Origin of the sequence: Rhizobium tumorigenes, from assembly GCF_003240565.2 — a bacterium.
Taxonomy (GTDB): Bacteria; Pseudomonadota; Alphaproteobacteria; order Rhizobiales; family Rhizobiaceae; genus Rhizobium; species Rhizobium tumorigenes.
On record NZ_CP117255.1, the window covers coordinates 3,156,517 to 3,180,174 of the forward strand.

General features: G+C 62.4%; 17 protein-coding genes. 9 read left to right on the forward strand and 8 right to left on the reverse strand.

The window, feature by feature from the left end; genetic code table 11:
* The first annotated feature begins 2 nt into the window (after positions 1-2).
* The 3 genes from PR017_RS15430 to PR017_RS15440 all read left to right on the forward strand — a co-directional run bounded on the left by PR017_RS15430 (position 3) and on the right by PR017_RS15440 (position 3,078).
* Positions 3-218, forward strand: coding sequence for a CsbD family protein (locus PR017_RS15430; protein WP_111222095.1), 216 nt, complete (start codon positions 3-5; stop codon positions 216-218).
* A gap of 822 nt (positions 219-1,040) precedes the next feature.
* Positions 1,041-2,075, forward strand: a complete 1,035-nt coding sequence (locus PR017_RS15435; RefSeq protein WP_111222096.1) for an aspartate-semialdehyde dehydrogenase — start codon at positions 1,041-1,043, stop codon at positions 2,073-2,075.
* Between the two features lie 184 nt (positions 2,076-2,259).
* Positions 2,260-3,078 carry a lytic murein transglycosylase gene (locus PR017_RS15440; RefSeq protein WP_111222097.1) on the forward strand — a complete coding sequence of 273 codons (819 nt, stop codon included), beginning with the start codon at positions 2,260-2,262 and terminating at the stop codon, positions 3,076-3,078.
* A gap of 130 nt (positions 3,079-3,208) precedes the next feature.
* Here PR017_RS15440 and PR017_RS15445 read toward each other — a convergent pair whose 3' ends face one another.
* The 4 genes from PR017_RS15445 to PR017_RS15460 all read right to left on the reverse strand — a co-directional run bounded on the left by PR017_RS15445 (position 3,209) and on the right by PR017_RS15460 (position 6,952).
* The gene (locus PR017_RS15445; RefSeq protein ID WP_111222098.1) at positions 3,209-4,789 is read right to left on the reverse strand and encodes a GGDEF domain-containing protein; all 1,581 of its coding nucleotides are present in this window, start codon (positions 4,787-4,789) and stop codon (positions 3,209-3,211) included.
* Between the two features lie 100 nt (positions 4,790-4,889).
* Positions 4,890-5,531 carry a carbonic anhydrase gene (locus tag PR017_RS15450; RefSeq protein ID WP_111222099.1) on the reverse strand — a complete coding sequence of 214 codons (642 nt, stop codon included), beginning with the start codon at positions 5,529-5,531 and terminating at the stop codon, positions 4,890-4,892.
* Between the two features lie 68 nt (positions 5,532-5,599).
* Positions 5,600-6,475 carry a pyridoxal kinase PdxY gene (gene pdxY, locus PR017_RS15455; RefSeq protein WP_111222100.1) on the reverse strand — a complete coding sequence of 292 codons (876 nt, stop codon included), beginning with the start codon at positions 6,473-6,475 and terminating at the stop codon, positions 5,600-5,602.
* A 156-nt stretch (positions 6,476-6,631) separates the two neighbouring features.
* Positions 6,632-6,952, reverse strand: coding sequence for a low molecular weight protein tyrosine phosphatase family protein (locus tag PR017_RS15460; RefSeq protein ID WP_111222101.1), 321 nt, complete (start codon positions 6,950-6,952; stop codon positions 6,632-6,634).
* Between the two features lie 154 nt (positions 6,953-7,106).
* On the opposite strand from PR017_RS15460, the gene PR017_RS15465 reads away from it, so the two are divergent.
* Positions 7,107-11,885, forward strand: a complete 4,779-nt coding sequence (locus PR017_RS15465) for an NAD-glutamate dehydrogenase (RefSeq protein WP_111222180.1) — start codon at positions 7,107-7,109, stop codon at positions 11,883-11,885.
* 185 nt (positions 11,886-12,070) lie between these two features.
* Positions 12,071-13,459 (forward strand): MFS transporter, encoded by a 1,389-nt coding sequence (locus PR017_RS15470; protein ID WP_240539119.1) that lies wholly within the window; start codon positions 12,071-12,073, stop codon positions 13,457-13,459.
* A 75-nt stretch (positions 13,460-13,534) separates the two neighbouring features.
* Here the strand turns inward: PR017_RS15470 and purH are convergent, their stop codons facing one another.
* From purH to htpX, 4 genes are all read right to left on the reverse strand, one after another.
* Complete coding sequence (gene purH / locus PR017_RS15475; RefSeq protein ID WP_111222102.1) at positions 13,535-15,151, reverse strand: bifunctional phosphoribosylaminoimidazolecarboxamide formyltransferase/IMP cyclohydrolase; 1,617 nt, start codon at positions 15,149-15,151, stop codon at positions 13,535-13,537.
* Positions 15,152-15,251: 100 nt separating this feature from the next.
* Positions 15,252-16,910: a heparinase II/III family protein gene (locus tag PR017_RS15480; protein ID WP_111222103.1), complete on the reverse strand. Its 1,659-nt coding sequence runs from the start codon at positions 16,908-16,910 to the stop codon at positions 15,252-15,254.
* A gap of 141 nt (positions 16,911-17,051) precedes the next feature.
* The gene (locus tag PR017_RS15485; protein WP_164498259.1) at positions 17,052-18,485 is read right to left on the reverse strand and encodes an RsmB/NOP family class I SAM-dependent RNA methyltransferase; all 1,434 of its coding nucleotides are present in this window, start codon (positions 18,483-18,485) and stop codon (positions 17,052-17,054) included.
* Entirely contained in the window at positions 18,482-19,465 is a 984-nt protein-coding gene (gene htpX / locus PR017_RS15490; protein WP_111222105.1) for a zinc metalloprotease HtpX, read from the reverse strand. The genes PR017_RS15485 and htpX overlap by 4 nt, the downstream gene beginning before the upstream one ends.
* Positions 19,466-19,568: 103 nt before the next feature.
* Here htpX and PR017_RS15495 point away from each other — a divergent pair, with 103 nt between their 5' ends.
* The 4 genes from PR017_RS15495 to PR017_RS15510 all read left to right on the forward strand — a co-directional run bounded on the left by PR017_RS15495 (position 19,569) and on the right by PR017_RS15510 (position 23,653).
* Positions 19,569-19,796 carry a DUF1674 domain-containing protein gene (locus PR017_RS15495; protein WP_111222106.1) on the forward strand — a complete coding sequence of 76 codons (228 nt, stop codon included), beginning with the start codon at positions 19,569-19,571 and terminating at the stop codon, positions 19,794-19,796.
* Between the two features lie 124 nt (positions 19,797-19,920).
* Entirely contained in the window at positions 19,921-20,304 is a 384-nt protein-coding gene (locus PR017_RS15500; RefSeq protein WP_240539120.1) for a thermonuclease family protein, read from the forward strand.
* Between the two features lie 867 nt (positions 20,305-21,171).
* Positions 21,172-21,612, forward strand: coding sequence for a hypothetical protein (locus PR017_RS15505; protein ID WP_133255653.1), 441 nt, complete (start codon positions 21,172-21,174; stop codon positions 21,610-21,612).
* A gap of 154 nt (positions 21,613-21,766) precedes the next feature.
* A complete protein-coding gene (locus tag PR017_RS15510) occupies positions 21,767-23,653 on the forward strand; it encodes an MFS transporter (protein WP_111222109.1) in 1,887 nt (628 codons plus the stop codon).
* Positions 23,654-23,658 lie beyond the last annotated feature (5 nt).

Sequence of the window (23,658 nt, forward strand, 5' to 3'; positions counted from 1 at the left end):
ACATGGGTAGCACATCAGACAAAGCCTCGGGTCTCGCCAATGAAGCCGTCGGCAACGTGAAGCAAGGCGTCGGCAAGCTTGTTGGCAATGAAAAGCTCCAGGCTGAAGGCAAGTTGCAGGAAATCAAGGGCGAAGGCCAGCAGGCACTTGGCAACGCCAAGGATACCGTCAAGGACGGTGCTGCAGCAGCCTCGGATTACGCTAACAAGAAGCTCTGATCTTTCCCAGAGATATGGCATTTGAAAAAAGGGCGGGGATTTAATCTCCGTCCTTTTTGCATTCCGGGCAAAAGTGTCGTGACTGAATGTGTACGGTCGAAGCGGGCTGCTTCTATAGATCGCAAGATATGTCAACCTACCCATGAAACCTTTTCTGGATTGGAGCATTGTATAAGCAGGAAAACAAGGAAGATCACAATGACCGATTATGATGTAAACCAGCTCAAGTCCTCTTGCTTCACAGCCGTCGTATTCATGAGCGTTGCCGCTGTCGCTCTCGGCCTGATGTTCCACCTCGTCAACGGCTGATTACCTCAGCAGCTATACTTCCCGGTAACAGTATTACGTCCCGACAAATACCGGTGAACCGGCATTCCATAAGTCCACGAGGCTTACCACCGCGATTTGCGGGAAAGAATGCCACGACATTTATCATTAAATAACCTATGCTCCGGTCCACGCAGCTGCCGTGGTAGCAACAATGCGACACGACGGGGACGTTTCGCCGGTCGAGGTAGCGTCGCGTCCTTCCTCCGGGGCCGACTCTTGACTCTTTCGCAAAACATTTTATTACCTGCGATGGAATAGGAAAAACGGTCCATGGTTCGTCTCGAACAGATCCGCGACTGCGACCGCCTGGCAGCCCTTGTCGGGTCGCATAGCCGTTTTCCGCTATATTCCAACACCAAGGCCAAAACCACGACGAAAACCGTCTGACGTTTCCTGGCCTGCCGCTCTCTCCCCGGCTCGGCTGGGGACAGGGAACCGCTGATCGCGGATCCCCCTCACCGGATAGCGGAGAGATGAGAAAGAGAGCATAAAATGGGTTTCAAAGTCGCAATCGCAGGCGCTACCGGCAATGTCGGTCGTGAAATGCTCAATATCCTCTCGGAGCGCGGTTTTCCAGCCGACGAAGTCGTCGCGCTGGCCTCGGCGCGCAGCCAGGGAACGGAAGTGTCGTTCGGCGACCGGACGCTGAAGGTCCAGAACCTCGAAAACTACAATTTCGCCGATACCGATATCTGCCTGATGTCGGCCGGCGGTGAAATCTCCAAGAAGTGGTCGCCGAAGATCGGTGCGCAGGGCTGCGTCGTCATCGACAACTCCTCGGCCTGGCGCTACGACCAGGATGTCCCGCTGATCGTGCCGGAAGTGAATGCCGACGCTATCGACATGTTCACCCGCCGCAACATCATTGCCAATCCGAATTGCTCAACGGCACAGCTGGTCGTCGCCCTGAAGCCGCTGCATGATTTTGCCAAGATCAAGCGCATCGTCGTATCGACCTACCAGTCGGTGTCGGGCGCCGGCAAGGATGGCATGGACGAGCTGTTCAACCAGACCCGCGCAGTCTTCGTTGCCGATCCGATGGCCAACAAGAAGTTTCCGAAGCGCATCGCCTTCAACGTCATCCCGCACATCGATGTGTTCATGGAAGACGGCTACACGAAGGAAGAGTGGAAGGTGCTGGCCGAAACCAAGAAGATCCTCGATCCGAAGATCAGGGTGACCTGCACGGCCGTGCGCGTTCCGGTCTTCATCGGCCACTCGGAATCGGTCAATATCGAGTTCGAGAACGAGATCAGCGCCGACCAGGCGCGCGACATCCTGCGCGAAGCGCCCGGATGCATCGTCATCGACAAGCACGAGGACGGCGGCTACATGACGCCATACGAATCGGCCGGCGAAGATGCGACCTATATTTCGCGCATCCGCGAGGATGCGACAGTCGAGAATGGCCTCAACATCTGGGTCGTCTCCGACAACCTTCGCAAGGGTGCTGCGCTGAATGCCATCCAGATTGCCGAGCTGTTGATCAATCGCGGGCTCATCAAGCCACGCAAGCAGGCCGCCTGAGAGGACTACTTTTTATAAAGGTCTTGACTATATAACCCTGCGGTTCGCTTGCGAACGGCGGGGTTTTTCACAGATACCGGAGGTCGGGCGGCAGCGTCCACGCCCGAGGGATGGTTTTTGACGGATCAAAAGGACATCGGACGCAGGCGGGGCCGGCGCGGATGTCGAAACACAGGGACGAGGAATGCGCATGAAGAAGTCTGGTTGGGCGGCGCTCGCAGCCGTGCTCATGATAACGGCGCCGGTGGCAGCCGAGGCTGCGCAGTGCGGCAACACAGCAGCCGGATTTCCGGCCTGGGTCGGTGAGTTCAAGCAGGAAGCGGCAGCCAAGGGCATCAGCCCACAGGTTCTCGACCGCGCCTTTGCCGATGTGCACTACAACCAGCCGACGATCCGCGCGGACCGCGGCCAGAAGAGCTTCAAGCTGTCGTTCGAAGAGTTCATGAAGAAGCGCGGCGGCCAGACGGTTATCAACCGTGGCCGCGGCATGAAGCAGGCGAACGCGGCGCTGTTTGCGAGCATCGAGCGCAAATACGGCGTGCCGGCTGGCCCCCTGATCGCGATCTGGGGCATGGAAACAGGCTTCGGCAGCTATATGGGCAACGAGCACACGATGTCAGCCGTCTCGACCCTGTCCTATGATTGCCGCCGCAGCGACTATTTCACCGATCAGCTCTATGCAGCGCTGAAACTGGTCGGCGAAGGCTATCTCAGCCCGTCTGCACGCGGCGCTGCCCATGGCGAAATCGGCCAGACGCAGTTCCTGCCACGCAATGTCGTCAATTTCGGCGTCGACGGCGACGGCAACGGCCGGATCGACATGGTCGGCTCGAAGGCCGATGCTCTCGCATCGACTGCCAACTTCCTGCGCGGCCACGGCTGGCGTCCAGGTGAAGGCTATCAGCCCGGCGAGCCGAATTTCAACGCCATCGCCGGCTGGAATGCCGCAGTCGTCTATCAGCAGTCGATCGCCTATATCGGCAAGCAGATCGACGGAAAGTAATTTTCACACCCGGTGTGAATGGCGGGGCTCCGGGAAACCGGGGCCCTTTTCGTTTTGCATTTCACAGAAACGCAGGGTGTTCTGTAGCTTTCATGCCGTTCGCGAAGTCGCACGCATTTGCGCAACAGCTTCAAGCCGGATTGCTGCGGCGTCTTTCGACGATACCTGAGGTGGCGACGTAGTTCCGGCCGCTGGCCTTGGCTGCATAAAGCGCCATGTCGGCTTTCTTGATCAGGTCTTCGAAATGATCGCCGTGCGCCGAATAGGTCCGAGCGGCGCAGCCAAAGCTGGCGGTGATATCGACGACGCCGCCGTCGGGCAGCGGGATGCGGGCGTCCTGCACCGCGCGCCGCACCCGCTCGGCAACCGATGCTGCTTCATCCTTGCTGGCATCGGGAAGCAGGGCCAGGAACTCTTCGCCGCCGTGGCGGACCAGCAGGTCGACGCCGCGAAAATTGCGCTTGGCGATGTCGGCCACCTGCCGCAGCACATCGTCTCCGACATCGTGGCCATGCTGGTCGTTGATCTTCTTGAAATGATCGAGATCGAAAAGGACGACAGCGACTGGTCGGGCGCGATCCTTGCCAAGCAGCGCCTCTGCCGCAGCCTCGAAACCTCGGCGATTGTAGAGACCTGTCAGCAGGTCGGTCTGCGAGGCGCTGCGCAGCTCGGTCACCAATTCCTCGCGCTCGCGGGTCAGCCGGTCGAGCAGGCGCATCCCCTTGACCGCCAGGCCGCCGACGATGGCCGCTAATAACGCCAGGATAAGCGCGAGGCCAACCACTGCCAGCAAATGATAGTGCGCACGCCGCGATAGTTCGTCGCCGGTGTCACGGAGATCTTGCGTCACGGTAAGGATGTTCTGCCGCAGGAACGCCAGCCGTCCCTCCTCCGCCACCGTCCAGAGGTCGCGCAGCTCAGGCGTCGGCCGCAGGACCCCGGAGAGGATCGCCTGCGAATAGACATCGGCGCGTTTTTCGCCCGGCTGGTTGAGGAAGTCGATGATGCCGCGAATGACCGGCGAAGAGGTGTGAAAGCGCAACCGGTCCGTACCCAGCCGCCGTGTCACGTCGCCCTGCAGCAGCTGCTCGCGCGACATGGCGGAAAAACCGATCTGCTCGAGGTAATGGCTGCCGATATTGTTGACCACGAGTTCGCCGTGATAGGTCAGGAGGATGCTCATCAGCTCGTTCGACTTGCGCAGCAGCAACGGATCGTGGATCAGCGCCGAGAGGCTGTCGCCAAGGCCCAGCTGGCGCAGTGCTGCCTGCCGGTAGATATAGCCGACATTGACCTGGCGGCCGTAGCGCCCGTCGTCGATGGCCGACCTGAGGCCGACGATCCGGCTGTAGCCGGACCGCAGCCGTGACAACTGGCCGTTGATGCCGCCGGAAAATTTGTCCGCTGACGGCAGCCGCGCAAAGAAGCGCTTGCGCGCGTTGTCGACGGCATCCCTGGTACTGCGCATTGCTGTGGTCGTATCGGGGCTGCGATCGAGTAGAAATGCCTGGGTCGCCACCATTTCGGCAGGGATTTCCGTCGAGGCAATGGCGCCGCCGTCCGCCAGCATCTCGGCTACCAGCCGGTCCGCTTCCAGCGTCCGGTACTGCTCGAAGGACGACGCGATGAGCAGAAGTCCGGCCGCCATCATGAACGCAAACGGCAGGAGGATCGCGGCAAGGACTGTTTTCTTGATAGTCTGGAATTGCATGGATGCGCCTTTGCGGGTCCATCCATTTCCTGCCAGCGGATGCACTCATAGCGAGATTAGCAGATATCGCCCGAGAAGTGACCACGTAAATTAGGGGTTATCAAGCGCCGGGTCGGATGAAGTCGCCGGTTTCGCCGTCCATGACCCACAATTCGCCGGTCGAGATGTCGAACCATGCGCCGTGAAGCTGTAACTGGCCCTCTTTTTCCAGTTCGCGGATATCCGGGAAGCTGCGTAGATTGGCGATCGAATTGCGGATGGAAACGCGCTCGAGTGCCGTCTGGCGCTCGCCCTGGGTCATCATGTCGTTGTTCTGGATCTGCTCGGCAGCAGAGGAAACCAGCGACATCCAGCGACCAATGAAGTCGCCGGGAGACAGTGGCTCGGAGCTCGGATCGAGGGCAGCGCGGATACCGCCGCAGCGACCGTGGCCCATGACGACGATGTTCTTGATCTTCAACGCCTGCACGGCAAACTCTAGCGCTGCCGATGTCGCATGGAAATTGCCGTCCGGCTCATAGGGCGGCACGATGTTGGCGACGTTGCGAATGACGAACATCTCGCCGGGACCGGCATCGAAGACTGTTTCCGGCGCTGCCCGTGAATCAGAACAGGCAATCACCATTGTCGAGGGGCTTTGGCCCTGCTCAGCAAGGCTGCGATAGCGCTCGCGCTCGTCAACGTAGCGCCCGCCCATGAAGCTGTTGTAGCCGTCGATCAGGAAAGAAGGAAAAGTATGCATGCTTCCCGATTAGCGCGGGGAGACGCCGAGATCAACAGTCGAGATGTTAAAAATTTGTGTCGCCGCCGCTAGCGCTTGCGGCGGTGGGCCGGATGCATGAGGTGGCGCATCTGGACCATGGCCATCGGTGTCGACAGGCTGGCAGCGTCGGCAGCCAGCGTCAACTCGTCACTGCCGCGCTTCACGGCACGGGCGAGCACCTCGTAGACGCTGGCTGTCGCCAGCTGCAGCGCACGCTCCTCCTCCATGCCGGACATCAGCCGCGACAGGAACAGCGCCGCCAGCAGGTCGCCGAGCCCGTTTGGCGCATGATCGATCGCCCGGTGCTCGGCCAGCAGCGCGTTGCGGCCGCTGAGATAGAGATTGCCGGTGCCGCCGGCCATCATCGGCACCGCCGAAGTCACCAGCATGCGCGACGGACCGAGCGCCAGGGCTGCTTCCATCACGGCATTGTTGTCGTCGAGCGGCGCGCCGGAGAGCCAGGCAAGCTCGTAGCGGTTCGGCGTTGCCAGCGAAGCGAGGGGCAAGAGATGGTCGCGGATGGCTTCCGCCGTCGGCTGCGGAACGTAGAGCCCGCCGAGATCGCCGATGACGGGATCGCAGGCATAGAACAGGTCCGGCGTCTTTTCACGCATTGCGGTGATCAGCCGGGCGACCGAATGTGCCTGGGCGGCATTGGCGAAGTAGCCGGACAGCACGGCCTTGACCTCCGGAAGCCAGGGTGCCGCCAGGAGGTCGTCGATGGCAAGGTCGAAGTCGGCTTCCGGAAATGTCAGCCGCGTCGATCTTCCATGGCCGGGGTGCCAGGGCAAAACAATGGTCGGCAGCGCCCAGACGGGATGCCCCAGCGTCTCCAGCGCAAAGACGGCAGCGCGGTTACCCACCGAGCCCCGCACCACGTGGCTGGAAATGACAAGGACCGCGCCCTCTGCTGTGTCCGACATGGTGATGACTTTCGGTGATGGCTGGCCGTGTTTACGGAATGTTTGATGAGGCGTTCGCGGTTGCCTGTCAACGAAGATCGACGTTGCCCGGCAGACCGCGCCAAAATCACGGTCACGCCGGCCACTCGGAGGTGCGAGCATACGCCGCCTAGAACGTTACAAGTAGCGCGGCACCCTGGCCTCCAAAAGTGCGATGAGCCTTTGGTCCATGAAGGTGTAGTCGTCCGGAATGTCGAGGCAGATGATCCGCTTGCCCTTCAAAACCGATCGGTATCGGCGCTGTATCTTGGATCGATGGATTTTCTCCACCGCAAAGATGATGTCTGCCCATTCGACCAACTCCGTCGACAGAGGATTTTCGGCATCGTTGTTTGTGCCAGCCGACATAACCTCAATGTCACGCCTGGCGGCAAACACCTGCTCGGCCGTCGGACTGCGAAGCTTGTTTTGACTGCAGACGAAGAGGATGTTTCGCATGTCGAGATCTCTGTGCCATTAAATCGAGCGCGGTGACCGTAGCGCCGGTGAAGCCAAAACGCGGTTGATCTTACCACCCCGTCATAATCTTTTGCGGTTGCATCTCTATCGCTTCTGAAGTCTGCTTGGGAGCAGGATGCGTCGGGAGAGTGCAATCATGGCCAGAATGAACCCCAAGCGGGAAAAGCTGATCGAGGCGGCGATCAACGCGGCCGAAGCGTCGGGCAAGACCTACCTCGATCCGAGAATCCTGTTCGGGCAGGCCAGCAACGACGACATGGCCCGCTACAGCGCCGAAATGCTGGCGCTGACCGCCATTCACACCGCAGACGAACTCGGCCGCTGGTCCGGCGAGGCCCGTATCAGCATTGCGCCGATAGAGGGGGTCGCACCCGGGGGCATTGCTGTCTCGGTGCTGTCGATCACCGACCGCAACATGCCGTTTCTCTACGAATCGGTGATGGGCGAAGTCACCAGCACCTACCGCGACGTGGCGATGGCCGTGCACCCGATCCTGTCGCTGCAGCCGGACGGCACGCCGGCCCTGAAGGCGGCGCAGGCCGGCGATCCCGGCCAGCGCGTCAGCCATATCCAGCTGCACCTGGCGCCGTTGACGCCGGAGCAGGCAGATGCCCTCATCGCCCGCGTCAGGACGGTGCTGGAGCAGGCTCACCTCTCGGTCGGCGACTGGCAGCCGATGCTGGCGCGGCTAGACACTGTGATCGACGAACTCAGCACCCATGCCGCAGGGCGCCGTGCGGCAGAGCGAGACGAGGCACTGGCCTTCCTGTCGTGGCTTCGGGACGACAATTTTACCTTCCTCGGCATGCGCGACTACGTCTATTCCGGCAAGGGCAAGCAAGCGACCGTAGAGCGGGACCGTGGCACGGGCCTCGGCATCCTCGCCAATCCCGACGTTCGCGTGCTGCGTCAGGGGAGCGATGCCGTCACCACGACGCCGGAAATCCTGGCGTTCCTCGATGGCCCGGATTTCCTCATCGTCACCAAGGCCAACGTCAAGTCGCTGGTACATCGCCGCGCCTACATGGATTATGTCGGCGTCAAGCGCTTCGACGAGAAGGGCAATGTCGTCGGCGAACTGCGCATCGTCGGGCTGTTCACCTCGATTGCCTACACTGCCGAATTGTCGGACATTCCGCTGCTGCGGGCCAAGGCCCAGAAGGTTACGGACCATTTCGGCTTCGATCCGACCAGCCATTCCGGCCGCATGCTGCAGAACACGCTGGAATCCTATCCCCGCGACGATCTCTTCCAGATCGACACAAGCCTGCTCGCCACCTTCTGCGAACAGATCAACGACCTCGCAGACAGGCCCCGCGTGCGCGTCCTGCCGCGCATCGACCATTTCGACCGCTTCGTGTCCGTCATCGTCTATGTGCCGCGCGAAGAGTACGATTCGGTCGTCCGCGAAAAGATCGGCGCCTATCTGAGGACGGTCTATGACGGCCGCGTTTCGGCCTATTATCCGGCCTTTCCGGAAGGCGGCGTGGCGCGCGTGCATTTCATCATCGGCCGCACCATCGGTCGCACGCCGCATATCGCGCAAGCCGTGCTGGAAGATGCCGTCCGGGCAATCGCTGCCCGCTGGATCGACCGGCTGGAGGCGCTGGCCGGCCCGGCCGCGCCCGACCTCACCGTCAGCCAGGCGTTCCAGGAAGCCTTTTCCCCGGAAGAGACCGTGGCCGACCTGCCGGCCATCATGGCCTGCGCTGGCGATGCGCCGATCCGCATCGGCTTCTACAGGCGCTCCTTCGGCGACACCGACGTGCTGTCGCTAAAAATCTTCCATGGCGAGGGCAACCTTGCCTTGTCGCGGCGCGTGCCGCTGCTCGAAAACCTGGGTTTCAATGTGCTCAGCGAACGCACCTTCGACATCCATGTCGAGGGGTCCGGGATCAGCGGCGATGTGGTGTTGCACGACATGGAGCTGGAGGCGCGCGACGGCGTCGCCTTCGATCTCAAGCGCCATGGCGCAGCCCTCGAGGAGGCTTTTCTCGCGGCTTTCGAAGGCAGCATCGACAATGATGTGTTTAACCGGCTGATCGTCTCGGCCGACCTCACCGCCCGAACCGCCAATATCCTGCGCGCCTACGCCCGCTATCTTCGCCAGGCCGGCATCGCCTATTCGCAGGACTATATCGCCACGACACTCGACAAATATCCGGCCATTGCGGCCAGCATCGTCCGGCTGTTTCACGATTCGCTCGACCCGGCGCTGGAGGAAAAGCCGCGCCTGAAACGGCTGGCGACGCTGCATGCGGCGATCGAGACCGAACTCGCCTCCGTGCCGAGCCTCGACGACGACCGCATTTTGCGCCGCTATGTCAACGCCGTCGACGCGACGCTGCGCACCAACTATTTCCAGCGCAACGACGACGGTTCGCCAAAGGCGATGTTCGCGATCAAGCTTGACCCGAAGCAGCTCGACGGATTGCCGGAACCCCGGCCGTTCCGCGAGATCTTCGTCTACGGCGTCGAGGTGGAGGGCGTGCATCTGCGCTTCGGCAAGGTGGCCCGCGGCGGCCTGCGCTGGTCCGACCGGGCGGAAGACTACCGCACCGAGGTGCTCGGGCTCGTCAAGGCGCAGCAGGTGAAGAACGCTGTTATCGTGCCGGTCGGTGCCAAGGGCGGCTTCTATCCGAAACAACTGCCGGCCGGCGGCAGCCGCGATGCCATCTTCAATGCCGGCCGGGAGGCCTACAAGACCTACATCCGCACGCTGCTTTCGATCACCGACAATATCTCCGGCGCCGATATCATTCCGCCTCCGGATACACTCCGGCTGGACGGCGACGATCCCTATTTCGTCGTTGCCGCCGACAAGGGAACCGCGACATTCTCCGATACCGCCAACGGCCTGGCGCAGGAGGCCGGCTTCTGGCTCGACGACGCCTTTGCCTCGGGCGGATCGGCGGGCTACGACCACAAGAAGATGGGGATCACCGCGCGCGGCGCCTGGGAGACCGTCAAGCGGCATTTCCGCGAACTCGATATCGACATCCAGACGACGCCATTCAGCGTCGTCGGCGTCGGCGACATGTCGGGCGACGTGTTCGGCAACGGCATGCTGCTGTCGCCGAAAATCCGGCTGATCGCCGCCTTCGACCACCGCGATATCGTCATCGACCCCGATCCCGACATGGCCGCGACGCTGGCCGAGCGCCAGCGGCTGTTCGACCTGCCGCGCTCCAGCTGGCAGGATTTCGACAAGAGCCTGCTTTCTGCGGGCGGTATGATCATTCCGCGTTCGGCGAAGTCTGTGACGCTCACCAGGGAAGCCGCGGCTGCCATCGGGCTCGACAGGACAGTTGCCACGCCGTTCGAAATCATTACCGCCATCCTCAAATGCCAAGCCGACCTGCTATGGTTCGGTGGCATCGGCACCTATGTGAAATCGCCGACCGAAACCGACGCCGATGTCGGCGACCGCGCCAACGATCCGATCCGCATCAATGCCGACGAGGTTCGCGCGCGGGTGATCGGCGAGGGCGCCAATCTCGGCGTCACGCAAAAGGGCCGCATCGCCTATTGCCTGAAGGGCGGCCGATGCAATTCCGACGCCATCGACAATTCTGCGGGCGTCAACACGTCCGACGTCGAGGTCAACATCAAGATCGCCCTTGCCGCCGCCATGCAGGACGGCCGCCTGACGCGCGCCAGGCGTGACCAACTCCTCGCATCGATGACCTCGGAAGTGGCAAGCCTCGTATTGCGCAACAACTATCTGCAGTCGCTGGCGATTTCGCTGACCGAGCGGAAGGGAACCGGCAACGGCCTGGAGCTCGGCCGCTTTATCAGCGTGCTCGAATCCGCCCGCAAGCTCAGCCGCAAGGTCGAGACGCTGCCGGATGAGGCAACCTTCGCCGAGCGCTATGCCAACGAGCGGCCGCTGACTCGGCCGGAAATCGGCGTGCTGCTCTCCTACGCCAAGATCGTGCTGTTCGATGCGCTGCTCGAGAGCTCCCTGCCGGACGATCCCTATTTTGCCGCGACGCTGACCGGTTATTTCCCGCAGAAGATGCATCGTGGCCACGCAGCCGATATCGCCGGACACCGGCTTCGGCGCGAGATCGTCGCGACCAATCTTGCCAACGAGGCGATCAATCGCGGCGGTCCGGCTTTTGTCGTGTCGATGATGGATGCAACGGCGGCGGCCGCTTCCGAGGTCGTCAAGGCAGCCGTGCTCGCCCGCGACGGGTTCGATCTCGACCGGCTGTGGAATGGCGTCGACGGGCTCGACGGCAAGATCGGCGGCGAAGTGCAGAACCGGCTCTACGGCGACATCGGGCAGATCTACACCGTGCTGACCCGGCTGCTGTTGAAGACCAGCATGGTCAAGTCCGAGATCGGCGAGACCGTGGGCCGGCTGCAGGCGGCGGCTAAAAAGCTGCGGCCCATGCTGTCGAGCCGGATTCCAGCCGAATTTTCCGCCGAGATCGAGTCCCGGCGCAACGACTACACAGTGGCCGGCGTGCCCGAAGGCCTTGCCGGCGAGATTGCCGCGCTCGGCACGTTCCTGCTGGTACCCGATGTCATGCAGATTGCCGAACAGACGGGCGAGGCGCTGTCGCGCGCCGCGGAAACCTACTTCGAGGTGTCGCAGACATTCCGGGTCGGCCGCCTGCTGGTTTCCGGCAGCCGCATCGTCACCAGCGATCACTACGAAAACCTGGCGTTGGCCCGCAGCCTCGACCGCATCGCCACGGCGCGTCGCGACATCGTCATCTCGGCGCTCAATGCCCATCCGCAGGACCGCCAGCCGCTTGCCGCCTGGCACGCCAGCGACCGTATCCGCATCAACCGCATCGCCGAGGAACTCGCGGGCCTCAGCGAAGGCGGCGAGGCAAATCTCGCCCGCATCACCGTCGCCGCCGGCCTGCTCGGCGATCTCGCACACGACTTGCCGAGGTGAGAACCCCTGTCTTCCCTCGCCCCTGTGCTCGCCACGGTCATCCCATGCGCCCATGGATTTGGGCGCGTCGGATTACTCAAACGAGCACGTTTGCGAGCGCCGAAACCGGCCTCAGGTTGCTTGCGCGGGGCCTTTCGGGATGACAAGGTCCGGCGGGAGGCTGGCGGAATAGCAGGGAACAGACTGTGGCGATTGCAGAGCGTGACGATGCCCAGGCGGCGACCGTTCCAGCGCGCGGTATCTGGGGCTGGATGCTGTTCGACTGGGCGGCGCAGCCTTTTTTCACGGTGGTCATCACCTTCATCTTCGGCCCGTATTTCGTCGCGCGACTGACGACCGATCCGGTCGGCGCCCAGGCGATGTGGAGCAACATGGCAACGATCAGCTCGATCGTCATTGCCGTGCTCTCGCCCATTCTCGGATCGATTGCCGACCAGTCCGGCGCCCGCAAGCCGTGGATCGCCTTTTTTGCCGTCATCCAGATTATCAGCATGTTCTGCCTGTGGTGGGCAGCACCTGGCTCGCCGATCGTCTATCCGTTCATCTTCATCATCCTCGCCTCCATTGCAGCCGAGTTCTCCATCGTCTTCAACGATTCGATGATGCCGCGGCTTGTCAGCAAGGACGATGTCGGAAAACTGTCGAACACCGCCTGGGGCCTGGGCTATCTCGGCGGCATGATCGTGCTGATCACAGTCGTCGCACTACTCGCGGGTAATCCGGAAACAGGGCGCACAATCCTCGGGCTGAGGCCGCTGTTCGGCCTCGACGCCGTGCTCGGCCAGGATGCGCGCATCACCGGCCCGATTGCGGCAGTGTGGTACCTGATCTTCATCCTGCCGATGTTCCTGTTCACGCCCGATGCGCCGCGCGGGCTTCCCATGCGCTCCGCCGTCGGCATGGGGATCGGCGAATTGGCAAGGACGCTGAAGTCGCTACGCCATCGGCCGGGCATCAGCCGCTTCCTGATCGCGCGCATGATTTACCAAGACGGCGTCAACGGCGTCGTCATCCTCGGCGGGACTTTTGCCGCCGGCATGTTCGGTTGGCCGACCATCGAAATCGGCATCTTCGGCATCATCCTCAACGTCGTCGCCATCTTCGGATGCATTGTGGCCGGCCGGCTCGATGCCCGGCTGGGGTCGAAGACCATGGTCGTCATCGGACTGGTCATGCTGCTGATCGCCACCATCGGCTTCATCTCCACCGGTCCTGGCTTTACGCTGTTCGGCCTGGTCAAGCTGTCGACGGTCGATTCAGGCGGGCTGTTCGGCACAGCGGCGGAAAAGGCCTATGTGATGTACGGGCTGTTGATCGGGCTCGCCTTCGGCCCGGTGCAGGCCTCGTCGCGCTCCTACCTGGCCCGCAGCGTCAGCCTTGAGGAATCCGGCCGCTATTTCGGCATCTACGCGCTGTCAGGTCGCGCCACCAGCTTCATGGCGACCCTGATGTTTTCCATCGTCACCAGCTTTTCCGGCTCGGCCCGGCTCGGCATGGCGACGCTGATCCTTTTTCTGGCCGGCGGCCTGCTGTTGCTGCTGCCCACACCTTATCCTGCCGACGCACAGGAATAAGAAATCCCGGCACAGTGAAAGCTGGCCGGGATATACAATATTACAGAATGGATATCCGCCACTGGCGGATATCGCTCAGTGGCGGAAGTGGCGGACGCCGGTGAAGACCATCGCGACATTGTGGGCGTCGGCTGCGGCGATGACCTCGGCGTCCCGCATGGAGCCGCCCGGCTGGATGACGGCGGTGGCGCCGGCGGAGATTGCCGACAGCAAGCCATCTGCGAACGGCAGGAAAGCTTCGGAGGCGACGGCGGAGCCACGGGTCATCGGCTCCGCCAGACCCAGTGCCCTTGCCGCGTCCTCGGCCTTGATGCCGGCGATGCGGGCCGAATCGACGCGGCTCATCTGGCCTGCACCAATGCCGGCAGTCTGGCCGTTCTTGGCATAGACGACGGCATTCGACTTGACGTGCTTGGCGACCCGGAAGGCAAAGCGCATGTCTTCTAGTTCCTGCGCAGTCGGCGCCCGCTTGGTCACCACCTTCAGTTCGAGATCGTCGACCATGACGTTGTCGCGGCTCTGCACCAGCAGTCCGCCGGAAACGGTCTTGGCAGTGATGCCACGGGCGCGGGGATCGGGCAGGGCGCCTACCGACAGCAGACGCAGGTTCGGCTTGGCGGCAATGATCGCCCTCGCCTCGTCGCTGACTGCGGGCGCGATGATCACTTCGGTAAACAGTTTGACGATCTCATGCGCGGTCTCGGCATCGAGCAGGCCGTTGAGCGCGATGATGCCGCCGAACGCCGATGTGCTGTCGCAGGCAAGCGCCCGGCGATAGGCTTCCGCCAGCGTCGGCCCGGTGGCTACGCCGCAAGGATTGGCATGCTTGATGATGGCGCAGGCAGGCCCCTGTTCCGACGGGAATTCCGCTACAAGCTCGTAGGCGGCATCGGTGTCGTTGATGTTGTTGTAGGAGAGCTGCTTGCCCTGCAGCAGCGCCGCGGTCGCAACGCCCGGGCGGTTGTCGCCGGTGACGTAGAAGCCGGCCGTCTGGTGCGGGTTCTCGCCGTAGCGCATTTCCTCGCGCAGCACGCCGCCGATCGTCCGGTGGTGCGGCGTTGATATGTCGAGGGCATCGGCGAACCAGTTCGAGATCATCGTGTCGTAGGCGGCGGTACGGGCATAGGCCTTGGCGGCCATCTTCTGGCGGAAGGCATAGGCCGTCTGGCCGGCATCGCTCGACAGCTGCGCCAGCAGTTCGGGATAGTCGGCCGGGTCGGTGACGATGGTGACATAGGCGTGGTTCTTGGCCGAGGCGCGGATCATGGCGGGGCCGCCGATATCGATGTTTTCCACCGTCGTCGGATAGTCGCCGCCGGCAGCACGGACCTCCTCGAATGGATAGAGGTTGACGATCACGAGGTCGATCGCCTCGATGCCGTGCTCCTTCATCGCTGCCTGGTGCTCGGCATCATCGCGGATGGCCAGCAACCCGCCATGCACGCGCGGATGCAGCGTCTTGACGCGGCCATCCATGATTTCCGGAAATTCTGTGATTTCGGAGACGTCGATGACGGCAATCCCAGCATTGGCGATCGCCTTGTGAGTGCCGCCTGTCGACAGCAGGCGGACGCCTTTGTCGTGCAGCGCCTGGGCCAGCTCGACGATGCCCGCCTTGTCGGAGACCGACAGCAGTGCGGTCTTGACCTTTACCTTGTCGGGAGCTGGGATTTTCTTGGAAACAACGGCCATGACGTTCTCCGGTCCTGTCTTCGCAACGCGCCCGGCTGGGACGCTCGGGATGATGGCGTCGCGTTAGCACAGGCGGCCGGACGATTAAACCGTCGCCGTCTCAGCGGCGGGATAAAAACCAGCGGATCTCGGTTTTTTCCGCGAGCGAGAACGCGATCTCGAGCAGTTCCGAGGCGCGAACGCCGGAGGAATCGGCGAAAAAAACGTCCTCTCCGATCAGCACTTCGTTGCCGGGCGAGGAGAATGTCCAGCTTTCGCCATCCGGTGCCGTCAGGGTCACCTGATCCGGCTGCATCTGGCCGATGGTGATCGAGGGGTGGATGTGGAAGCGGGCCGAGGCGTGGTGAGCGGCACCGGCTTTCTTCCTCGATGCCTTTTTAGTGTCTGGCGCAAAGAAACGATCGTGCCCGGTGATGATGGTGCCGGCATGGTTCAGCGCCACTTCGCGCTCGTGCATCAGCCCAAATGCGGCAAGATAGCCGTCATGGGCAGCCTTGACACTGTCGCGGCCATCGCCGGTGTCGAGCCGCTCGACAGAGACTTCGCTGACGCCGCCAGTCATGACGGGGCCGAGCACCTTCGAGCGGGAAAACGTCAGCGACGAGGTGTCGTCCAGTGTCACGGTCGAATGCGCCGCCGTCGCGCGCGCCATCTGGACATATCGAGCACCGGCAAATTTCGGCGAGCCGGCATTGATGATGATCCGGTGTCGCCCCGACGACATCTCGAACGACAGGCAGCCGGCATGGGCAGTGCGCGACAGGTCGACCGAGAGAGGGCCGCCAGTATCCATGATCACCAGCGTCTGGCCGGCGGACAGCCGCTGGTAGTGGGCATGGGGCAGCGCCTTGAACGTCTGTCCCGATGTCTCGTCGTAGCGCAGCACGGACATCAGCTCGTTGGCAAAGGTCGAGGTGGCGCCGTTGAACAGCGCAAGATCGCCGTCCTGGTGGCGAAAGAAGCGCAGCGCCGGATACATGCGGTCGATGCCGGCGATCAGCCGTGCGGGGGCGTCATGGCCGAGATTGATGTAGGTCTGGCGCAGCGGCAGGAGGTCGAGCAACAGTTCCAGCGCGGCGCGGGGATTGCGCGAGATGTGCGAGCCGTCGGCGAGGATCTGACGTTCGATCTCGCGGTCCAGCGCCTGGCCGGCCCGCTTGATGGTGGCCGCCCGCGCCGGCATCGCGACAGACGACATGGCAAGCGCAATGCGGACGCGGAAGCGCACCTCGCCATCCGGCGCAGTCGCTGCCACATGGCGGAGATAGCGGACGTGGTGGGTGAGCGAACGCATGAACCGGCGGTAGAAGCTGCTGTCGGTGCCCTGCAGCACCACCGGAGAGTGGGACAGCCAGGAAATCAACCGTTGGGCAGCGATATCCGGATCCCAGGCAATACCCTCGGTCTTGCGGCCGTGAAGGCCAATCCACTCGTTCACCAGTGCGCGGGCAAGCATATTGCCCTGGCCGCTCTTGTCGGCGCGCATATGGCGCAGCCAGCTGAAACAGTGCAGCCGCGCGGCAAAGATCTCTGACGGCAGTTCCTGCGAGAACGGTGAGCGACCGTTGGTTTCCAGCACGCGTCCGGCCAGCGGAATCCGGCCGTCGATCATTTCTTCTGCGACAAAGGCATCGATGCTGCGCAAATCGGTCGGCGCGACGATCAGCCGTTCCGGCACACGCACGGTGTGCCGGGTGAGGCGCAGGCGTGTCAACGCTGCGCGACGCGATAGTCGCCGCCATGCCTCCCGCGCGTACAAATTCACAAAACGCCCGCCAAAACCTCTAAATTATAGATGATGATTGTCCGCCTCCAGCGTTAAGAGAGCGTTAGCAGACGCTCTTGCTATCCGGGTAATGATCCAGATTGACGCAGATAGGGCGCAAAACCCGCATGGCCATTAGCTGCGGCGGCGAAGCACGCTGGCAAAAAATCCGTCCAGTCCCGGCAGAAAACCTTCGGGCAGGGCCAGCATAGCCGGTGTCGTGCGGAAATCGCCATCAGATGAAATGGCTGTCTCAAGACCGGGCCAATCCTCCGGGCGGATGGCGATGCGCTCGACGTCAGGGCTATCGGCGAGAATGCGGGCGACGATGTCCTCGCCTTCGGACGGATCGAGCGAGCAGTTGGAAAACACCACCGTGCCGCCGGGTTTCACCAGCGTCAGCGCATGCCGCAGCAGGCGCTCCTGAAGCGCTGCCAGCTTGGCGATATCGTCACGGCCCTTGGTCCACAGCACGTCCGGATGACGGCGCGTCGTGCCGGTCGAGGAACAGGGCGCATCGAGCAGCGCCGCATCGAAAAGATCGTCGGGGGCAAATTTTGCCATGTCGGCGACCAGGGTTTCCGCTTCTAGGCCGAGGCGGGCAAGGTTTGACGACAGGCGCCTGAGCCGGCTCTCCGATTGGTCGAGCGCCGTCACCTTGCCGCCGGCCATGACCAGCTGCGCCGTCTTGCCGCCCGGTGCGGCGCAGAGATCGACGACGCGCTTGCCGGCAAGCGAGTCGAACAGCTTTGCCGGAATGCTGGCAGCTGCGTCCTGAACCCACCATTCGCCATCGGCAAAGCCTTCGAGACCTGGAATGGTGCCGTCGAAGGCGGCGAGCCGGACGCTGCCGGTCGGAAGGACCATGCCGTTCAGCCGCTCGGCCCATCCCTCCGGGTCGGATTTGACCGTCAGGTCGATCGCTGCCGGTTGCAACTGGGTGTCCGAAATCGCCAGCGCCGCAGCACGGCCATAGGCCTGCTCCAGCCGCGACAGAAACCACGCCGGCATGGCCGGTATCGATGCGGTACGCTCGAGAATATCGTCTTTCTCGCGACCCATGCGCCTGAGCACGGCATTGACCAGCTTGGCAAAACGGCGATTGCGCGGGTCCTGGTTCGCCTGCTCGACTGCGAGGTCGACAGCGGAATGATCGGGAATGTCGAGATAGAGCATCTGCGCGGCAGCGACGACCAGCACGTGATGGAGCGCGCGGGCCCCCTCCGGCAGCGGCGCGTCGATCAGCGATGCGATGGCGGCCTCGATGCGCGGCAGGTGGCGAAGAGCCGAGTTCAGGATGGCGCGCACCAGGGCGCGGTCGTTATCCTCGAGTACGCGATAGGCCGGATTACCGTGGTCGCCATCGAGCATGCCGTCAAGCGGGGTCTTGCGATCGATGACAGCCGCGAGGATCTTCGAGGCTGCAGCCCGTGCGGCAAGACCCGGCTTCACCGGACCGCTGTCGGCAGGCCGGCTGGTACGACGCTCTCCGTCATTAGTGTTGCCTTGCGAACCGGCTTGCGGGCGGGCGGGCCGGCGGCCGGCGGATTTACTGTCGTCTGACGTCAAGACCAGGGTCCTTTGGGTGGTTGTGGACCACCGCGACTGGACCCCGTATCCGGCACCGAGCGCGATTTGCGCACCGCATTAGCAGGCCGGATCGGCTGCGTCGAGCCGTGCCCATGCGCTGGACTGCGGTTGGCCGGCATATCCACGGACATTGCCTGCAGCGCGGCGATGCGGCTTTCGGTGTTCGGATGGGTCGAAAAAAGATTGTCCATCGGCCGCCCGGAGAGCGGGTTGATGATGAACATATGTGCCGTTGCCGGATGACGCTCGGCATCCTCGTTGGGAACATGCGCAGCAGCGCCGGCGATCTTGCCAAGCGCCGAGGCAAGCCACAGGGGGTTGCCGCAGATTTCCGCGCCACGCCGGTCTGCGGCATATTCGCGCGTCCGACTGATCGCCATTTGCACCAGCATGGCCGCCAGCGGCGCGACGATCATGGCGACAAGGGCACCGATACCACCGAGCGGGCTATTGCTGTCGCGCCGGCCGCCGAAAAAGAACGCGAAATTGCCGAGCATCGAGATGGCGCCCGCGAGCGTCGCTGTTATCGTCATGGTCAGCGTATCGCGGTTCTGGACGTGGGCCAGTTCATGCGCCATGACGCCGGCCACTTCTTGCGGCGTGAGCGCGTTCAGCAGGCCGGTAGAGGCGGCGACGGCGGCATTCTCGGGATTGCGGCCGGTGGCAAAGGCGTTCGGCTGCGGGCTGTCGTAGAGATAGACGCGCGGCATGGGCAGGCCGGCATTGGCGGCGAGATCGCGGATCATGCCGAAAAACTCCGGCGCGCTGCGCTCGTCGACAGCCTGGGCATTGTAGGTCGACAGCACCATGTTGCCGGAATTCCAGTAGGAAAAGAAATTCATGCCGGCCGCAGCGACGAAGGCGATCATCATGCCCGACCGGCCGCCGATCAGAAAGCCGACGCCCATGAACAGCGCCGTCATGAAGGCCAGAAGCATCGCCGTTCGCATCATGTTCATCGTCGTCTCCGCCAATTGACCCGCGTCGCGCTTTTCATTCCGGCAGCGACGCCCTATAATCTGGCTATTCGCCCGCCCAATTCAATATTTGCTGGAGAGCCTCATGCAGGCAGCCGATAACGACAACAGCGAAACCGTCGAGACTTCTGACGAAGGCGCTACATCGCGCAAGCCGCTCTCTCCGGCAGCCAAGCGTGCGCTCGCCGAAGCGGACGAACGTCGACGGCTGCAAGCGCAGACCGAACTTCCGCCCGAAATCGGCGGTCGCGGCGGCGCCGAGCCCTCCCGGTTCGGCGACTGGGAGATCAATGGCCGGGCCATCGACTTTTAGTCGGTAAATATTCCTATTGACTTGCCCGTGATCAGGAAATAATTCCTCAATCATGGTTCGATCCTGTTTGACTCTGTTGGTCTGTCTTACCCTCTCGCTATCCTCTAGCGCGACGGCCAACACGGTGCATGAGACAATTGCCGGTCCCGTCACCGCCGAGATCCTCCAGGTCATCGACGGCGACACCATTCTGGTGGATGCATCGCCCTGGCCCCAGCAGACGATCGAGGTCTATGTCAGGCTGCGCGGCATCGATGCGCCGGAACTGCATTCGACATGCGCTTCGGTGCGCGAAGAGGCTGAGCGGGCACAGGCAGCGCTGGAGGAAATATTGCCGGCCACAGGCGAGATCCAACTGACGCGAATTTCCGGCGACAAATATTTCGGCCGCATCCTCGCCGACGTCACCACCGCCGACGGGCGCAACCCGGCCGACACACTTCTCTCATCCGGCCACGCCATCCCCTACCACGGCGGCCACAAACCCACCGAGCGATGCCAGCAGTAGACTCCAGGCTGAAAAGTCTTTCAGTCCACCCACGCCTGATGGCACGCTGATCAAGGTATTGAAAAATCAAGTCTTTCGAGGTGTCCCACTCCGTGAAAAAGGATCAATTGCTGCCACGTATTTTAAGGTCCAACCTCGCCTGGGATGCGCGCCCCCACTTCCCTCATTCCTGTGCCTGTCACAGGAATCCAGTCACGGTGCGTCTGCGCCGTGGGAGGACTCTCTGTTGGCGAGGAAAGTGTTTATCGCCCAAGGACTTGGGCGGCTGGATTCCTGTGACAGGCACAGGAATGAGGGAAGTTGGGGTTGCTCTCTGACCTCAGACGCACACCCACACCCAGACCATCCACACATACTCCCTCCCTACCTCATCCCTACTCGCAGCACCTCATGGGGATAAACCGTTGGGATTTCCGTTTGGAAACAATGCCGGCATCATAATTTCATCCCCGCTTTTCCGGGTTGATCTATAATCACCCCGTTCCACCATCGGATACACCGGTCTGCGTTGCCGGCGAGGTGGGGCCGGGTCTTGGAGGGGTTGCCGTCTACGCAGGCGACGTCTTCGAGGGTCCGCAGAAAGTGGATCCCTTCGGGCCCCTAGGCTCGGCGTGCCTGTGTGGCATAACTCCGGCAGCTTTTCCCCGAAAAGGGACCTGGGTCGGAAACAGAGGATCCGGAGTTGCGGATAAAAACTTTCGAACGGGGCACATCTGGTGTCACTTAACTAAAAAATCATCAGGCACTCGGTGTGCCCCGGCCATCAGAATTTTCATGACACGGACCGAACAGGCCGCGTGAACGGGATGGTGTGCGCGCGACGGACGCCGGATGCGAATATGGGAACACCAAAACATGGAGATCTGCATGTCGACGCCCATCATAGACCACCGTGCCGTCTTTCTCCAGCAGCGCGCCGTCAGGCACGAGTTGCTCAGCCGCAGTGCTGCATCCTATTTCTGCAATCGGGCCTCGCCCTGCGTCGCCCACCTTTGCCGCCTCAGAAAATGCCACCGGGACCGCGTTTGCAGCGGGCCGATGCGAACGTCCGCGGTCCTCCTCGACAGACTGAACGAACTCCACAGGCTTGGCCTGCCCAGCAGCGCCTGCACCGTTCTCCCCGCCTGCCTTTCAGCTGCCGACAAGGACCTGCTGCAGATATTCGAAGAGTGGCGCGACTTTTGGACGCCAAGGCTCAAGAACTTGCCCGAGATGACCTGGCCGCAACTCTCAAAAGTCCTGCGCTACTCCATGAGGCGCGATCGCGACGAGGGCGATCTGTCCGCAGATGGCGACAACGATCTGTAACATCGGCGACACAGGCGGCAACGGCAGGCTGCAATGGCGTGTTTCACTGCGGCGTTTTTTCTGGCACACTCGAAAGATGCGCGTCGTGTTGGAGGACGCCCCGGGATCCGGGAGGCGCGCATGACAGTCAGCATTCCGTGGGAGGAAAGAATTTATGGCTAACGTCGCAATGACCGGTCGGCCGAAGGCGGCCGCCATGACTGCCGAGGAACGGAAGGTGATCTTCGCCTCGTCGCTTGGCACCGTGTTCGAATGGTACGACTTCTACCTCTACGGCTCTCTTGTCGTCTATATCGGAGCGAGCTTCTTCGGCCAGTATCCGGAAACCACCCGCAACATCTTCGCACTGCTGGCCTTCGCTGCCGGCTTCCTGGTTCGCCCCTTCGGCGCACTGGTGTTCGGCCGGCTCGGCGATCTCGTCGGCCGCAAATATACCTTCCTCATCACCATCCTGATCATGGGCCTGTCGACCTTCCTGGTCGGCCTCTTGCCCGGGGCGGCCTCGATCGGAATTCTGGCCCCGATCATCCTGATTGCGCTCCGCCTGCTGCAGGGCCTGGCGCTCGGCGGCGAATATGGCGGCGCTGCAACTTACGTTGCCGAACATGCTCCGCCCGGACGTCGCGGCTTCTACACCGCCTGGATCCAGACTACCGCAACGCTCGGCCTGTTCCTGTCGCTGATCGTCATCCTGTCCGTCCAGGCCTTCCTCGGCAAGGAAGCCTTTGCCGCCTGGGGATGGCGCGTGCCGTTTCTGGTCTCCTTCGTGCTGCTCGGCGTATCCGTCTGGATCCGCCTCAAAATGAACGAATCGCCGGCCTTCCAGAAGATGAAGGCGGAAGGGAAGGGCTCCAAGGCGCCGTTGACGGAGGCGTTCGGCACTTGGAAAAATGCCAGGATCGGCCTGATCGCGCTGTTCGGCGCAACCATGGGACAGGCGGTCGTCTGGTATTGCGGCCAGTTCTACGCGCTCTTCTTCCTGCAGAACGTGCTCAAGGTCGAGTTCCAGGCTGCCAATATCATGGTCGCTGTCGCCCTGTTCATCGGCACGGGCTTCTTCCTGCTGTTCGGCTGGCTTTCCGACCATATTGGCCGCAAGCCGATCATCATGGCCGGGCTGCTGCTGGCAATGCTGACCTATTTCCCGCTGTTCAAGGCGATGACCTGGACGGCAAACCCGGCGCTGGCACAAGCCCAGTCGACCGTACGGGCAACCGTTACCGCCGACCCGGCCGATTGCCGCTTCCAGTTCAATCCGACCGGCGTGGCGAAATTTACCAGCTCGTGCGACGTGGCGACGGCGTTCCTCACCAAGAACTCGGTGCCCTATGATGTCGTCGCAGCCCCTCCGAGCACGCCGGCGACCGTGACGATCGGCGGCCAGACGGTGCCGAGCTATGATGTCGTTACCGCCGGCGACAAGGCCAAGAGCCTGAACGCGGCATTTGAGAAAGGCATCAACACCGCCCTGCACGATGGTGGCTATCCTCTTGTCCGTGGCGCGGCAAAAGTACCGGACAGCAAGCTTGACGCTTTCGTCGCCGCCAACCCGGAGGTCGGCATCGATGCTGCAGCAGTACGGGCGGGCGACAAGACGGTCGTGCCGGCGGACAAGCTGGTGGCCGACAAGATGCTCACCAAGGAAGAGGCCGCCGGCGTGACCGACATGCCGGTCTACACCATCGCCAAGGCAGGCGCCTTCGCGATGGTCGCCGACCCCGCAGCGGTGAACTGGCTCGGCACTATCCTCGTCCTGACGGTGCTGGTGATCTATGTCACCATGGTCTACGGCCCGATAGCCGCCCTGCTGGTCGAGCTTTTCCCGACCCGCATCCGCTACACCGGTATGTCGCTGCCGTATCACATCGGCAACGGCTGGTTCGGCGGCCTGCTGCCGGCCATGGCTTTCGCGATGAGTGCTGCCAAGGGCGATATCTATTATGGCCTTTGGTACCCGATAGTCTTTGCCGGGATCACGCTGGTGATCGGCATGATCTTCCTGCCGGAAACCAAGGACCGCGATATCAACACGATGGATTGAGCCGG

Coding starts and splice junctions, on each gene's coding strand:
- PR017_RS15430 (WP_111222095.1), top strand. CDS start 3: ATGGGTAGCACATCAGACAAAGCCTCGGGTCTCGCCAATGAAGCCGTC.
- PR017_RS15435 (WP_111222096.1), top strand. CDS start 1,041: ATGGGTTTCAAAGTCGCAATCGCAGGCGCTACCGGCAATGTCGGTCGT.
- PR017_RS15440 (WP_111222097.1), top strand. CDS start 2,260: ATGCGCATGAAGAAGTCTGGTTGGGCGGCGCTCGCAGCCGTGCTCATG.
- PR017_RS15445 (WP_111222098.1), bottom strand. CDS start 4,789: ATGCAATTCCAGACTATCAAGAAAACAGTCCTTGCCGCGATCCTCCTG.
- PR017_RS15450 (WP_111222099.1), bottom strand. CDS start 5,531: ATGCATACTTTTCCTTCTTTCCTGATCGACGGCTACAACAGCTTCATG.
- pdxY (WP_111222100.1), bottom strand. CDS start 6,475: ATGTCGGACACAGCAGAGGGCGCGGTCCTTGTCATTTCCAGCCACGTG.
- PR017_RS15460 (WP_111222101.1), bottom strand. CDS start 6,952: ATGCGAAACATCCTCTTCGTCTGCAGTCAAAACAAGCTTCGCAGTCCG.
- purH (WP_111222102.1), bottom strand. CDS start 15,151: ATGGCCGTTGTTTCCAAGAAAATCCCAGCTCCCGACAAGGTAAAGGTC.
- htpX (WP_111222105.1), bottom strand. CDS start 19,465: ATGAACATGATGCGAACGGCGATGCTTCTGGCCTTCATGACGGCGCTG.
- PR017_RS15495 (WP_111222106.1), top strand. CDS start 19,569: ATGCAGGCAGCCGATAACGACAACAGCGAAACCGTCGAGACTTCTGAC.
- PR017_RS15505 (WP_133255653.1), top strand. CDS start 21,172: ATGTCGACGCCCATCATAGACCACCGTGCCGTCTTTCTCCAGCAGCGC.
- PR017_RS15510 (WP_111222109.1), top strand. CDS start 21,767: ATGGCTAACGTCGCAATGACCGGTCGGCCGAAGGCGGCCGCCATGACT.